Below are 12901 nucleotides of genomic sequence, written 5' to 3'. Positions count from 1 at the left end.
CCCCCCCCCCCCCCCCCCCGGCCCCGCCCCCCCCCCCCGGGTGCGCGCCCGGCAGGTTCCGGGAGCGTACTGGGGCCCGCTCAGCCGGACGACCCGGTCCGGTCGGCCAGTTCCTCGAACTGCGCCCAGCTGAGCTGCGGCTTCCGGGGATCCCACAGCTTCTGGGAGATCGCGTTGAGCGGCATGCGGATGCCCTCCGCCACCTGCTGCGGGGTCTGCGCGTCGGGGATGTCCCCCCAGACCGCGAAGCGGCCGCCGAGGATCTGCTTCGAGTACCGCTCGGGCACCGGCTCGGTGCCGCGCAGGACGAACGGGGTCCACTGCTCGTAGATCCGCTTCCCCGTCGGGTAGACGAAGTCGTTGGGCTGGCCGAGCACGTAGTAGAGGTACTCGTCGTTGAGGTTGATCACCTTGCGGCCCTCGGCCAGGTAGTCCTGCGGCGGGCGGGCACCGATCTCCTTGCCGGTCCAGTACTCGACCTCGATGCCCTTGTCGCCGGTGACCGTGCCGCCGCTGAAGAAGCCGTCGTTCCACGCCTTGGGGACCTTCCGCGCCTCGCGGACCACCGCCGCCCGGTCGTTCATCCACCCCTCGGCCAGGTCCTCGATGGTGGCGCCGCTCCCGTACTTCTCGCGGGCGGCCGCGGCGAGCTGCGGGTAGGAGGCCTGCGGATCGCTGACCGTGAGTGCCTGGTACTCGTCCGCGCCGACGTGGAACCACCGGCCGGGGAACAGCTCGGCGTACTCGCGCAGCAGGTCGTCGACGATCCGCGCCGCCTCGGGCTTCGAGATGTCGACGGCGCCCTGCCGGGTCGCGCCCTGGGTGTTGCGCAGTTGCAGATCGGGGTGGGCCCGCAGGACGGCGCCCAGGTGTCCGGGTGAGTCGATCTCGCCGACGACCGTGATGTGGAGGCCGGCGGCGAGTTTCAGGATGCGGCGGACCTCGGCCTTGGTGAGGTGGTCCTCCGAGACGACCTCCGGGTGCGAGTCGGATTCGATCCGGAAGGCCTGGTCGTCGGAGAAGTGCAGCCCGAGCTGGTTGAGCTTGATGTCCGCCATCTCGCGCAGCCGGTCCTCGATCCAGCCGGCGCTGTAGTGCTTGCGGGCGATGTCGAGGTTGAGCCCGCGCTGGGGCCGGTCGGGGGTGTCGCGGACCACGCCCTCGGGCATGGTGCCGTCGGCGGCGAGCGACTGCTTCAGGGTGCGGGTCCCGTAGAAGACGCCCGCTTCGTCGGGTCCGCTGATCGTGACCCGGTTCCCCTCGGTCCTCAGGGTGTACGACTCCGCGGCGCCCTTGCCGGGGGTGCCGAGTGCGAGCTCGACGTCGCCGGCCCGGGCCGCGACCTCTCCGCGGTACCTGATCCTCAGTTCCCCGGCGAGCAGGCGGGCCTCGTCGGCCAGCTCGTGGTCGGCGGCGACGACCGTGCTGTTCCCGGCCGGTTTCCATCCCGGGCCGCGCGCGGGAGTGTGCTCCCGCACGGCCGGTACGGTCCGCGGCGCGGACGAGAGCGGGTAGCTCCGGGTCGGGGAGGGCGAGGCCGAGGTGCGGGAGGAGGACGCCGCGCCGTTCCGGGGCCCGGAGCCCGAGCCCTCGGGCCAGACGACGACGGTCAGGGTGACGGCGGCTGCCACCGCGACGGCCGCACCGGCCACCAGGATTCCACGTGAGGGCGACATCGGTCAGAATCCTCCGGATCGAGGGCGAAAGAGATCAAAGAAAGAGGAAAAGTCGGGCGATAGCGCTATTGATTCATCCATCGAGCGCCTCGAACCTTTCCCGTTCGGGTGAACTTCGCGCACGCTCAGGCTGCTCGTCACCTGGCCTCGTTAGCGTTACGGCACGTTCGTCCCGGCCGTGCACCGGCCACGGACGGACCGGCCGCCGGGCAGGGGCCGGTGTCGCCGTCAGCCACCCGGCCGCCTCCCCGGCCCGCGGCTTCCCGCGGGCGGCGGGATTGCGCCCCTCCACCGTCCGCCGCCTCACGACTGCACCCATCGGACCCCGCTCCTTCCACCACACCCGATCACCGAACGGTCACGCTCCCTCCGCCGCCGCAACCCTGCGGCTCCCCTGCCCCTCTCCCAGGTCACAGTCGTCATCCATCGAGGAGTTTCCGCTGTCCAGGTCCAGCGAGCCCCGTACCGGCCTGCCGAAGGGTCCGCAGCCGGCCGGACGGCAGGCCCTGCCCTTCCAGAGCCGGGGCCCCGCGACCGCTGCCCGCGACATCCCACCGGAGCCCCGGGTTCCGGAACCAGTCTCGGTGAGCGGACACGAGAATGCCCACTCGAGCGGGCTCGACCACTTCAACGGCTGGCCCGGCGGGCTCGCCGAGGCGGCCCTGCTGGAGTGCTGCGGCAGCAGACGCTGGGCGCTGCGCATGGCCGCGCACCGCCCGTATCCGGACCTGGGCTCCCTGCTCGCCGCCTCCGACGAGGCGGGGTACGACCTGTCGGCCACCGACATCGCCGAGGCGCTGGCCACGGAGAGCGCCCCCTGCCTGCACCACGCCGCGCCCCGGGCGGCGCACCTGGCCCTCCGGGCCGCGCACGCCGCGTACGAGAGCCGTTTCGGCCACGTCTTCGTGATCTGCCTGGTCGGCCTGCCGCCCTCCCAGCACGTGGACCAGGTGCTGGCCGCCATCCGCACCCGGCTGACGCACGATCCGGACGAGGAGCGGGCCCTCACGGCGGAGGAGCTGCGGCGACTCGCCCGGGTCCGCCTCACCGGGCTGGTGTCCGCCGCGGGCCGGGGAGAGCACCCGTACCGACCCGGGGGACACGGTCCGCGATAGCCCGTCCGTGCCTCTTTGATCACACCGGAGGCCCCGCCGCCATGGAACCGACAAAGCGTCGCTACGATGGCCGGGGCCGGTGGACCGTACCCGGCCGGGTCAGACCGACAGTCAAGCCGGCCGACCCCAATCCCCGCTCCCGGAGGGTTCTTCCGTGCCGGCTGGAACGCTGTACCGCGGCCGGGAAGGCATGTGGTCCTGGGTGGCTCATCGAGTCACCGGTGTCCTCATTTTCTTCTTCCTGTTCGTACACGTCCTTGACACCGCCCTCGTGCGTGTCTCCCCCGAGGCGTACGACGACGTCGTGGCCACCTACAAGACCCCGCTCGTCGCGCTGCTGGAGTACGGCCTGGTGGCCGCGATCCTCTTCCACGCGCTGAACGGTCTCCGCATCGTCGCCGTCGACTTCTGGGCCAAGGGCGCCCGCTACCAGAAGCAGATGCTGTGGGCCGTCCTGGGTATCTGGGTCGTGCTGATGGCCGGGGCCCTGTACCCCGTCCTCGGTCACGCCGTACGCGAAGTCTTCGGGAGCTGAGGCCGATGTCCACCGAGACTCCTTCCACCGCGATCGGTGACGTCGAGGGTGTAGGCCTCTACGACGTCGACAACCCCGCCCCGGTGATCGAGCCCCCGCGCAAGCGCACGGGCAAGACCCCCAAGGGCTCGCGCACCAACTTCGAGATGTACGCCTGGCTCTTCATGCGCCTGTCGGGCATCGTGCTGGTCGTCCTCGTCATCGGCCACCTGCTGATCCAGCTGGTGCTGGACGGCGGCGTCTCCAAGATCGGCTTCGCCTTCGTGGCGGGTCGCTGGGCCTCGCCGTTCTGGCAGGTCTGGGACCTGGCGATGCTCTGGCTCGCCATGCTCCACGGCGCCAACGGCCTGCGTACGGTCATCACCGACTACGCCGAACGGGCCAACACCCGCTTCTGGCTGAAGATGCTCCTGTACACCGCCACGGTGTTCACCGTCCTGCTGGGCACGCTGGTGATCTTCACCTTCGACCCGAACATCCGCTAGGCGCCGGGACAGAGGGACCAGAGGAAACCATGCAGATCCACAAGTACGACACCGTCATCGTCGGCGCCGGCGGCGCCGGTATGCGCGCGGCCATCGAGTCGACCAAGCGCAGCCGCACCGCCGTGCTGACGAAGCTCTACCCCACCCGCTCCCACACGGGCGCCGCGCAGGGCGGCATGGCCGCCGCGCTCGCCAACGTGGAGGAGGACAACTGGGAGTGGCACACCTTCGACACGATCAAGGGCGGCGACTACCTGGTCGACCAGGACGCCGCGGAGATCCTGGCGAAGGAGGCCATCGACTCGGTCCTCGACCTGGAGAAGATGGGCCTGCCGTTCAACCGCACGCCCGAGGGCCGCATCGACCAGCGCCGGTTCGGCGGTCACAGCCGCAACCACGGCGAGGCCCCGGTCCGCCGGTCCTGCTACGCCTCGGACCGTACCGGCCACATGATCCTCCAGACGCTGTACCAGAACTGCGTCAAGGAGGGCGTGGAGTTCTTCAACGAGTTCTACGTCCTCGACCTGCTGCTGCAGGACGTGGACGGGGTCCGGAAGTCCGCGGGCGTCGTCGCCTACGAGCTGGCGACCGGCGAGATCCACGTGTTCCAGGCGAAGGCGATCATCTTCGCCTCCGGCGGCACCGGCAAGTTCTTCAAGGTGACGTCGAACGCCCACACCCTGACGGGTGACGGCCAGGCCGCCGCGTACCGCCGCGGTCTGCCGCTGGAGGACATGGAGTTCTTCCAGTTCCACCCGACGGGCATCTGGCGCATGGGCATCCTGCTGACGGAGGGCGCCCGCGGTGAGGGCGGCATCCTCCGCAACAAGGACGGCGAGCGCTTCATGGAGAAGTACGCGCCGGTCATGAAGGACCTCGCGTCCCGTGACGTCGTGTCCCGCTCCATCTACACGGAGATCCGCGAGGGCCGCGGCTGCGGTCCCGAGGGCGACCACGTCTACCTCGACCTCACGCACCTCCCGCCGGAGCAGCTGGACGCGAAGCTCCCGGACATCACCGAGTTCGCGCGCACCTACCTCGGTATCGAGCCGTACACGGACCCGATCCCGATCCAGCCGACCGCGCACTACGCCATGGGCGGCATCCCGACCAACGTCGAGGGCGAGGTGCTGGCCGACAACACCACCGTCGTCCCGGGCCTGTACGCCGCCGGCGAGGTCGCCTGCGTCTCCGTGCACGGTGCCAACCGCCTGGGTACCAACTCGCTGCTCGACATCAACGTCTTCGGGCGCCGGTCGGGTATCGCCGCCGCCGAGTACTCCGCGAAGAACGACTACGTCGAGCTTCCCGAGAACCCGGCGCAGCTGGTACAGGAGCAGGTCGAGCGGCTGCGCAACAGCACGGGCACCGAGCGCGTCCACACCCTGCGCCTGGAGCTGCAGGAGTGCATGGACGCCAACGTGATGGTGTTCCGCACCGAGCAGACGATCAAGACCGCGGTCGAGAAGATCGCGGAGCTGCGCAAGCGCTACCTCAACGTGTCGATCCAGGACAAGGGCAAGCGGTTCAACACCGACCTCCTGGAGGCCATCGAGCTGGGCAACCTGCTCGACCTGGCCGAGGTCATGGCGACCTCCGCCCTGGCCCGCAAGGAGTCCCGCGGCGGTCACTACCGCGAGGACTACCCGAACCGCGACGACGTCAACTTCATGCGCCACACCATGGCGTACCGCGAGGTCGCGGACGACGGCACCGAGTCGATCCGGCTCGACTACAAGCCGGTCGTCACGACCCGCTACCAGCCGATGGAGCGTAAGTACTGATGGCTACCCCGACCCTGGACAAGACCGACAAGGCCGAGGCCGGCTTCGCCGACACGCCGTACATCACGGCCACGTTCCGGATCCGGCGGTTCAACCCCGAGGTCTCCGACGAGGCCGAGTGGCAGGACTTCCAGATCTCGATCGACCCGAAGGAGCGTGTCCTCGACGCCCTTCACAAGATCAAGTGGGAGACGGACGGCACCCTGACGTTCCGCCGTTCCTGCGCGCACGGCATCTGCGGCTCCGACGCGATGCGGATCAACGGCAAGAACAGGCTCGCCTGCAAGACGCTGATCAAGGACATCAACCCGGAGAAGCCGATCACGGTCGAGGCCATAAAGGGCCTCACGGTCCTCAAGGACCTCGTGGTCGACATGGACCCGTTCTTCCAGGCCTACCGCGACGTCATGCCCTTCCTCATCACCAAGGGCAACGAGCCGACGCGTGAGCGCCTGCAGTCCGCCGAGGACCGCGAGCGGTTCGACGACACCACCAAGTGCATCCTGTGCGCCGCGTGCACGTCCTCGTGCCCGGTGTTCTGGAACGACGGCCAGTACTTCGGCCCGGCGGCCATCGTCAACGCGCACCGGTTCATCTTCGACTCGCGTGACGAGGGCGGCGAGCAGCGCCTCGAGATCCTCAACGACCGTGACGGCGTGTGGCGTTGCCGCACGACGTTCAACTGCACGGACGCCTGCCCCCGTGGCATCGAGGTCACCAAGGCGATCCAGGAAGTGAAGCGCGCGCTCATCACCCGCCGCTTCTGACACACGAGTTGTACGAGGGGCCCCGCTTTCCGCACCCGGTGTGCGGAAGGCGGGGCCTCTTGCTGCGTCGGCCGGGCCGGGACGGTACGGTCGTGCGGAGCCGGACACCGGCTCGCCTCTCCCGGCGCCGGCAGGGCACGGGGGCAGAAGGCTTGATCAGAACGGGGAACGTCATGAGCGATCCGAATCCGTACGCGGACGACTCATACAAGTGGGGCCCGCCCCAGCCGCCGGGCAACCCGCCCACCATGCCGGACGGCCAGGGGTACGGCTACCCGGCACCGGGCGCCGAGCCGGCCTACGGCTACCCGCAGCCGCTCCCCGACTCCGCCGCCCAGCCCGGCCCCGGCTACGGCTATCCGGGCCCCGGCGGGCCGACCCAGCCCGGCTTCAACCTTCCGGTGCCGCACGCGGGGCAGCCCGGTGGCGGCGTACCGATGCTGTCGTTCGGGGACATCACCGTCATGAACGACGGCATCGTCACGCCCTCCGGGACGATGCCCCTCAAGGGCGCGGTGTGGACGGCGACCGACATGTCGCGGACGGAGGAGAAGATCCCGACCGTGGGCATCGTGCTCGCCATCGTCTTCGCCCTGTTCTGCCTCGTCGGCCTGCTGTTCCTGCTGATGAAGGAGAAGAGGACGACGGGGTTCGTCCAGGTCACCGTGACCAGCGGCGGCCGCCACCACTCGACGATGATCCCGGCGACGGGTCCGGAGACCTTCCAGATGGTGATGGCCCAGGTCAACACCGCTCGGTCGATGAGCGCCTGAGCCGGGGCCGGGCCCGCCTCTCCTCGCCACCGGGCGCCGGATCCGGTGGCGGGCCACCCGGATAGCCTGGGGCCGTGGTGAAGGACGAGAACAACCCGCCGGGCGCGGACGTGGTGGAGCCGGCCGGGGACGACCGGCCCGCCAAGGCGCCGAAGAGCGAGCAGACCCGCACGCTCATCCTGCGGACCGCGCTGCGGCTCTTCGAGGAGCGGGGCTACGACCGGACGACGATGCGGGCGGTCGCCCGGGAGGCGGGGGTCTCCGTCGGCAACGCCTACTACTACTTCGCCTCCAAGGAACACCTGGTCCAGGGCTTCTACGACCGGATCGCCGCGGAACACGAGGAGGCCGTGCGGCCGGTCCTGACCGGTGACCCGGACCTCGCCGTACGCATCCGGGGAGTGCTGCTCGGCTGGCTGGACGTGGCCGGGCAGTACCACCGCTTCGGCGCCCAGTTCTTCAAGAACGCGGCCGACCCGGACAGCCCGCTCTCGCCGTTCTCCGAGGAGTCGGAGGCCGCGCGCGAGGCCGCGATCTCCATCCACCGGCGGTGCCTGGCCGGGGCGGGCACCCGGCCCGATCCGGAGCTCGAGGAGCTGCTGCCGCAGTTGCTGTGGCTGATGCAGATGGGCCTGGTGCTCTACTGGGTCCACGACCGGAGCGAGGGCGCCGCGCGCAGCCGCCGGCTCGTCGAGCGCACCGCGCCCCTGGTGGCACGGGCGATCGCCCTGTCCCGTTTCCGGGTGCTGCGCCCGCTCGTGCGGCAGCTCCACGACGTGCTGGCGGAGTTCATGCCCGGCCAGGTCCCGAGGCCGCCGTCCGGCCCCGTGGCCGACTGACGGCAGGCTCCTGGCGGCGGGGTCCACGTACGGCAACATGCTCGTCAATCGGTGCCATATGACCGTTGAACGGGCGTGTCGCAGCCGTCGGCAGGCTCGTCCGCAGCCGGTCGTGAAGGAGTCGTGTGCGTCCCGTGGGCGCCCGGGCGGCGCGGGGTCGGAGCACGCGGACCGGAGGCGGCGGCGCGCCGCCCTCAGGCCTGACGGGAGGCGAGTTCCACGACGGTGATGTCGGAGGGCGCGCCCACCCGCACGGGCGGGCCCCAGGCGCCCGCGCCACGCGACACGTAGAGCTGCGTGTCGCCGTATCGTTCGAGCCCGGCGACCGTGGGATTGGCCAGCTCGGCCACCAGGTTGCCCGGCCAGAGCTGCCCGCCGTGCGTGTGGCCGGAGAGCTGGAGGTCCACGCCGTACTCGACGGCGTCGTCGATGACGACGGGCTGGTGCGCGAGGAGGACGGAGGCGCGGGAGCGGTCCCGGTCGCCGAGCGCCCGCCCGAAGTCGGGGCCCTGCCCCTCGCTCTCGCCCGCGACGTCGTTGACCCCCGCGAGGTCGAACGCGCCCATCTCCACCCGGGCGTTCTCCAGCGGGCGAAGTCCCAGCTCCCGTACGTGGTCCACCCACTCGGCGGCACCGGAGAAGTACTCGTGGTTGCCGGTGACGAAGTAGCTGCCGTGCCGGGCCCGGAGTCCGGCCAGCGGTTCGGCGGCCGGCCCCAGATCGGCGACGGACCCGTCGACGAGGTCGCCGACGACGGCGACCAGGTCCGGCTGCGTCGCGTTGATCGCGTCGACGATGCGCCGGGTGTGGGCCCGCCCCAGGATGGGGCCGAGGTGGATGTCGCTGACGACGGCGATCCGGAACCCGTGCGCGGAGCGTGGCAGCCGGGCGAGCGGGACGGTGATCCGTTTGGTCCGGGGGCCGCGCAGCACCCCGTAGGTGCCGTGGCCGACGATGCCGAGCCCGGCGACGGCGGCCGCGCCGCCGACCGCGCGGGAGACGAACAGGCGCCGCGAGGGATCGGCCACCGGCGGGGGCGGCGGGCCCGGGGGCGGGGTGTCCGTACGGGTCGTGCCGCCGGGCCCGGCGCCGCCGCGCGCTTCGGCGGCGCCGTCCGCCGCCGCGGTCGCGTCCGCGCCGCCGGCCGTGCCCGGCGCCGCGTCCACCGCGGGGCCGGGGGCGGCCCGGCGGGCGAGCACCCCGCGCAGCACCGGGCGGACGGCCTCACCGACGAGCAGGGCCAAGGTCAGGTACAGCAGGGCGGCGAGCCAGAGGAAGCCCGGCCAGGCCAGGATCTGCTGGACCACGAAGGGGGCGCCCGTACGGCCGGACACGAGGGCGCCGGCACTCAGCAGCGGCAGCACGAGGACTGCGGCCGTACCGGCGCGGCGTGCCAGGCCGCCCGGAGCCGTCGTGTCACCGACCAGCCTGCGCCACACGTAGCGGTGCACACCTACCAGCAGCGCGAGAACGGCGACCGCCGCCCCTGTGAAGACCACGACCACGTACGCTCCCCCGCCCACCCACCGGATACCGCCCGTCCGTGCTCACTCGCCGGCCGGGTATGTCACGCGCCTTCGCGCCGCGCGGCCCTGACGCCACGGAACCCGATGACCCCGACGGCCGTCCCCAGAAGAAACGACGTGACGGCGAGCAGCAGGTGCACCCAGAAGTACGCGGTCGGGTCGCCGGCGTCGTCGAACGCGAGCCCGCTGCCGTCCTTCCACAGGTTCTTGACGAAAGTGACCCAGATGAACCAGCTCCACACCCCGAAGGCGAGCAGGAACCAGGACACGGGACGGCTGAGCTTCATGGCACCAGTATCGCCGTCACGCCCGGGACCGGACGCGCGGGGTGGGCTGTACCGGCGGTATGCACGGCGGGTCAGGCCGTCCGGGTCCGCGTCCTCAGCAACGCCCTGTACGTTCTCGACCGTGCCTGCTCTGAAAAAGACCGCATTGACGGTCCTCTCTGCCGCGTTGCTGTCCGTCTGTGTCGTCGGTCCCGGAGTGGCGGCCGACAAGGACAAGGACAAGGACAAACAGCCGAAGCCGCCCGCGCAGATGTCGAAGGTGGGCGGCGCGCGACTGGGCGCGGTGGGCACCCAGGTGAACCTCGGTCCCGGCACACCGGTCCTGCCGAAGGACCTCACGGCCCGTTCGTGGATCGTCGCGGACGCGGAGAACGGCCAGGTCCTCGCGTCCCACAACGCCCACTGGCGGCTGCCGCCGGCCTCCACCCTGAAGATGCTCTTCGCGGACACGGTCCTGCCCGCCCTTCAGCCCAGGAGCATGACCCACACGGTGACCGAGAGGGAGCTCGCCGACGTCGGAGCGGGCAGCAGCCTGGTGGGCCTCAAGGAGGACCACTCCTACACCGTCCACGACCTGTGGCTCGGGGTGTTCCTCCGCTCGGGCAACGACGCGGTGCACGTCCTGTCCTCGATGTACGGCGGGATCGACGCCACGGTCGCGGCGATGCAGCGCCACGCCGAGGAGTTGCAGGCCCTCGACACGACGGTCGTCTCCCCCGACGGGTACGACGCCCCCGCCCAGGTGTCCAGTGCCTACGACCTGACGCTGTTCGCCCGGAGCGGGCTGCAGAAGGCGGACTTCCGCGAGTACTGCGCGACGGCGACCGCGGAGTTCCCCGGTGAGCAGAAGAAGGGCAAGAAGCGGGAGAGCTTCGAGATCCAGAACACCAACAGGCTGATCACCGGCGACATCGGGGTGGACCCCTACCAGGGCATCGCCGGCGTCAAGAACGGCTACACCACGCACGCGGGCAACACCTTCACCGGTGTCGCCGAGCGCAACGGCAAGGTGCTGCTCGTCACCGTCATGAACCCGTCGTCCGACGTCAGCCACGCCGTCTACAAGGAGGCGGCCGGACTGCTGGACTGGGGCTTCGCGGCGAGCGGCAGGGTGGCGCCGGTCGGCGAACTGGTGCCGCCGAAGTCCGCCGAGGTCGGCACGGGTACCGGCAAGGGCGCCCAGCCCACCGGCGAGGACGCGGCCCCGGGTGACGGGACCTCCACCGAGGCGGCCTCCGCGCACCCCGCCGGCGGGTCCCGCGGGGCCTGGACGGCGCTGTCGGTCGCCGGCGGGCTGCTGCTCGTGCTGGCCGGCGGCATCTTCCTGGTCAACCGGCGCTGGCCTCTGCCGGACCTGGTGCGGCGTCTGCCCCGCCGCTGACCGGCCCCCGCGCGCCCTGCTTGCTGGGCGTGGCCGTCCAGGCTGCGCAGAACAGCAGCAGCTTCGCGCTGAGGTTGATCCACAGCAGGAGCGCGACCGGGACGCCGAAGGCGCCGTACATGCTCTTGGAGGCGACTCCGCTCATGTAGCTGCCGAGCAGCAGCTTGAGGAGCTCGAAGCCGACGGCGCCGATGACTCCGGCGACGATCAGCCGGCGCCGGGGCGGCTCCACGCCCGGCAGCAGGGTGAGCAGGTAGAGGAGCAGGAGGAAGTCCGCGAAAGCGGCCACGGCCAGGGCGGCCACCTGGAGCAGCACGCCGCCCGCGCCGTGCTCCGGGATGCCGAGGAGGTCGGCGGTCCACCCGATGGCGGTGGAGCCCCCGGTGGACGCGGCGAGCGTCACGAGTGCCGCACCGCCGAGCCCGAGCAGCAGCACGGCGTCCTTGCCCTTGCGGACCACGGGGTTGCCCTCGTCCACGTCGTCCCTCTGCCACACGGCGCGCAGGCACTCGCGCAGCGAACCGATCCAGCCGATGCCGGTGAACAGCAGCAGCGCACCGGCCACGAGGCCGACCGTGCCGGCGTGGGCGACCAGGTTGTCGATGCCGAGCTGGTCCGAGATGCCGGGTACCTGCTCGGCGAGCTTGTCCTCGATCGTCTCGAGCTGGTCGGCGGAGAGCAGCGCCGCGCCGATCGCCGCCCCGACCGCGATGAGCGGGAAGAGCGCCAGGAAGCTGAGGAAGGTGACCGCCGCGGCGAGCCTGGCCCAGTGGGCCCGCTCGAGCGTCTCGTAGGAGCGCCAGGCGTGCGTCTCCATGAGCCGCGCGAGGGGCGGCCCGATGACGGGAAGTTTCGTCAGCCAGTCCATGACGTACGCGTACCCTGCCGGGCGCGGAAAACCGAGGCCCCCTGCCGTCGCGACCGTGGGTCACCCGTTTCGGTGAGTGCTGTAACAAATCCCTCAAAAGGGTTTTCCCGGGCGATACGGTCACCTGCATGTCCGTCGACACGGTGTCCATGACCGGCTGGGGCCGCACCTCCCCGACGACCGCCCTGCGGTTCGGCCCGCGTACGTACGAAGAGGCCGTGGTCGCCGTGCGGGGGCGCGGGCCACGCGGGGTCGTCGCCCGCGGACTGGGGCGCGCCCACGGTGACGCCGCGCAGAACGCGGGCGGCTCCGTCGTCGACATGACCGGGCTGGACCGGATCCGCTCGGTCGACGCCGTCGACGGCACCGTGGTCTGCGAGGCCGGGGTCAGCCTGCACCAGCTGATGCGGGTGGTGCTGCCCCTCGGCTGGTTCGTGCCGGTCACCCCCGCGACCCGCCACGTCACCGTCGGCGGGGCCATCGGCTCCGACGTCCACGGCCGGAACCACCGCTGGGCCGGGTCCTTCGCCCGGCACGTGCGTTCCCTCGAACTGCTCACCGCCGACGGGGAGGTGCGCACCGTGCTGCCGGGGACCCCGCTGTTCGACGCGACAGCGGGGGGCCTGGGACTGACCGGCGTCATCCTTTCCGCCTCGCTCGGCCTCCGCCGGGTGGCCACCTCGCTGATGGTCGTCGACACCGTGCGCGCCGCCGGCCTGGACGAGGCGATGGCCCGGCTGGCGGCGACGGGCGGCGCCACCCCGTACGCGGCGGCGCGGATCGACCTCCTGGCGTACGGGAAGGCGACGGGCCGGGCCGTCGTCACCCGGGCGGAGCACGCACCCCTGGACGCGCTCCCGGCGCG

General features: G+C 71.4%; 13 protein-coding genes. 9 read left to right on the top strand and 4 right to left on the bottom strand.

The features are described from left to right. Positions 1 to 80: 80 nt before the first annotated feature. Positions 81 to 1676 (bottom strand): family 20 glycosylhydrolase, encoded by a 1596-nt coding sequence (locus ABZ371_RS19440; protein WP_358680974.1) that lies wholly within the window; start codon positions 1674 to 1676, stop codon positions 81 to 83. Between the two features lie 584 nt (positions 1677 to 2260). Here ABZ371_RS19440 and ABZ371_RS19435 point away from each other — a divergent pair. The 7 genes from ABZ371_RS19435 (at position 2261) to ABZ371_RS19405 (ending at position 7974) form a co-directional block, all read left to right on the top strand. Further along, positions 2261 to 2791 (top strand): 2-oxo-4-hydroxy-4-carboxy-5-ureidoimidazoline decarboxylase, encoded by a 531-nt coding sequence (locus ABZ371_RS19435; protein WP_358680972.1) that lies wholly within the window; start codon positions 2261 to 2263, stop codon positions 2789 to 2791. 154 nt (positions 2792 to 2945) lie between these two features. Next, positions 2946 to 3326 carry a succinate dehydrogenase, cytochrome b556 subunit gene (sdhC, locus tag ABZ371_RS19430; RefSeq protein ID WP_358680969.1) on the top strand — a complete coding sequence of 127 codons (381 nt, stop codon included), beginning with the start codon at positions 2946 to 2948 and terminating at the stop codon, positions 3324 to 3326. A 5-nt stretch (positions 3327 to 3331) separates the two neighbouring features. Next, positions 3332 to 3811, top strand: a complete 480-nt coding sequence (locus ABZ371_RS19425; RefSeq protein ID WP_358680966.1) for a succinate dehydrogenase hydrophobic membrane anchor subunit — start codon at positions 3332 to 3334, stop codon at positions 3809 to 3811. 29 nt (positions 3812 to 3840) lie between these two features. Next, positions 3841 to 5595, top strand: coding sequence for a succinate dehydrogenase flavoprotein subunit (sdhA, locus tag ABZ371_RS19420; protein ID WP_358680963.1), 1755 nt, complete (start codon positions 3841 to 3843; stop codon positions 5593 to 5595). Next, on the top strand, positions 5595 to 6362 hold the full coding sequence (locus ABZ371_RS19415; protein ID WP_358680960.1) for a succinate dehydrogenase iron-sulfur subunit: 768 nt from the start codon (positions 5595 to 5597) through the stop codon (positions 6360 to 6362). The genes sdhA and ABZ371_RS19415 overlap by 1 nt, the downstream gene beginning before the upstream one ends. Positions 6363 to 6535: 173 nt before the next feature. After that, positions 6536 to 7135, top strand: a complete 600-nt coding sequence (locus ABZ371_RS19410; protein ID WP_358680958.1) for a hypothetical protein — start codon at positions 6536 to 6538, stop codon at positions 7133 to 7135. Between the two features lie 110 nt (positions 7136 to 7245). Then, the gene (locus ABZ371_RS19405; RefSeq protein WP_358680977.1) at positions 7246 to 7974 is read left to right on the top strand and encodes a TetR family transcriptional regulator; all 729 of its coding nucleotides are present in this window, start codon (positions 7246 to 7248) and stop codon (positions 7972 to 7974) included. Between the two features lie 194 nt (positions 7975 to 8168). Here the strand turns inward: ABZ371_RS19405 and ABZ371_RS19400 are convergent, their stop codons facing one another. Then, the gene (locus ABZ371_RS19400) at positions 8169 to 9479 is read right to left on the bottom strand and encodes a metallophosphoesterase (protein WP_358680955.1); all 1311 of its coding nucleotides are present in this window, start codon (positions 9477 to 9479) and stop codon (positions 8169 to 8171) included. Positions 9480 to 9541: 62 nt separating this feature from the next. Continuing rightward, the gene (locus ABZ371_RS19395; protein ID WP_358680952.1) at positions 9542 to 9787 is read right to left on the bottom strand and encodes a hypothetical protein; all 246 of its coding nucleotides are present in this window, start codon (positions 9785 to 9787) and stop codon (positions 9542 to 9544) included. A 121-nt stretch (positions 9788 to 9908) separates the two neighbouring features. Here ABZ371_RS19395 and ABZ371_RS19390 point away from each other — a divergent pair, with 121 nt between their 5' ends. Next, on the top strand, positions 9909 to 11168 hold the full coding sequence (locus ABZ371_RS19390; RefSeq protein WP_358680949.1) for a D-alanyl-D-alanine carboxypeptidase: 1260 nt from the start codon (positions 9909 to 9911) through the stop codon (positions 11166 to 11168). Here the strand turns inward: ABZ371_RS19390 and ABZ371_RS19385 are convergent. Beyond that, positions 11116 to 12036 carry a YihY/virulence factor BrkB family protein gene (locus ABZ371_RS19385; protein ID WP_358680947.1) on the bottom strand — a complete coding sequence of 307 codons (921 nt, stop codon included), beginning with the start codon at positions 12034 to 12036 and terminating at the stop codon, positions 11116 to 11118. The two genes, ABZ371_RS19390 and ABZ371_RS19385, sit on opposite strands and share 53 nt — an antisense overlap. 128 nt (positions 12037 to 12164) lie before the next feature. On the opposite strand from ABZ371_RS19385, the gene ABZ371_RS19380 reads away from it, so the two are divergent. Continuing rightward, the coding region (locus ABZ371_RS19380; protein ID WP_358680945.1) for an FAD-binding oxidoreductase at positions 12165 to 12901 on the top strand (737 nt) is incomplete at its 3' end.

Source organism: Streptomyces sp. NPDC005899, assembly GCF_040629645.1.
Classification (GTDB): Bacteria; Actinomycetota; Actinomycetes; order Streptomycetales; family Streptomycetaceae; genus Streptomyces.
The sequence above is the reverse complement of the archived record's forward strand: the minus strand, read 5'-3'. Positions and strand labels throughout refer to the sequence as shown.

Bases quoted from the DNA above. Each gene is read 5' to 3' on its own strand.
- ABZ371_RS19440 (WP_358680974.1), bottom strand. From the start codon at position 1,676: ATGTCGCCCTCACGTGGAATCCTGGTGGCCGGTGCGGCCGTCGCGGTG.
- sdhA (WP_358680963.1), top strand. From the start codon at position 3,841: ATGCAGATCCACAAGTACGACACCGTCATCGTCGGCGCCGGCGGCGCC.
- ABZ371_RS19395 (WP_358680952.1), bottom strand. From the start codon at position 9,787: ATGAAGCTCAGCCGTCCCGTGTCCTGGTTCCTGCTCGCCTTCGGGGTG.
- ABZ371_RS19415 (WP_358680960.1), top strand. From the start codon at position 5,595: ATGGCTACCCCGACCCTGGACAAGACCGACAAGGCCGAGGCCGGCTTC.
- ABZ371_RS19410 (WP_358680958.1), top strand. From the start codon at position 6,536: ATGAGCGATCCGAATCCGTACGCGGACGACTCATACAAGTGGGGCCCG.
- ABZ371_RS19385 (WP_358680947.1), bottom strand. From the start codon at position 12,036: ATGGACTGGCTGACGAAACTTCCCGTCATCGGGCCGCCCCTCGCGCGG.
- ABZ371_RS19425 (WP_358680966.1), top strand. From the start codon at position 3,332: ATGTCCACCGAGACTCCTTCCACCGCGATCGGTGACGTCGAGGGTGTA.